This window comes from Loigolactobacillus bifermentans DSM 20003, assembly GCF_001434575.1.
Taxonomy (GTDB): domain Bacteria; phylum Bacillota; class Bacilli; order Lactobacillales; family Lactobacillaceae; genus Loigolactobacillus; species Loigolactobacillus bifermentans.
Genome location: NZ_AZDA01000103.1, coordinates 1 through 266 on the forward strand (window position 1 = coordinate 1; position 266 = coordinate 266).

Sequence of the window (266 nt, forward strand, 5' to 3'; positions counted from 1 at the left end):
TAATCGCGGATCAGCACGCCGCGGTGAATACGTTCCCGGGCCTTGTACACACCGCCCGTCACACCATGAGAGTTTGTAACACCCGAAGCCGGTGGGGTAACCTCTTTGAGGAGCTAGCCGTCTAAGGTGGGACAGATGATTGGGGTGAAGTCGTAACAAGGTAGCCGTAGGAGAACCTGCGGCTGGATCACCTCCTTTCTAAGGAATAAATACGGAAAACTACACATTAATCGAAACTTTGCTCAGTTTTGAGAGGTTTACTCTCA

1 rRNA gene is annotated in these 266 nt (G+C 50.8%); it reads left to right on the plus strand.

The window, feature by feature from the left end:
• Nucleotides 1-198 (plus strand): 16S ribosomal RNA (locus FC07_RS11895); the annotation flags it as partial.
• Between the last annotated feature and the right edge of the window lie 68 nt (nucleotides 199-266).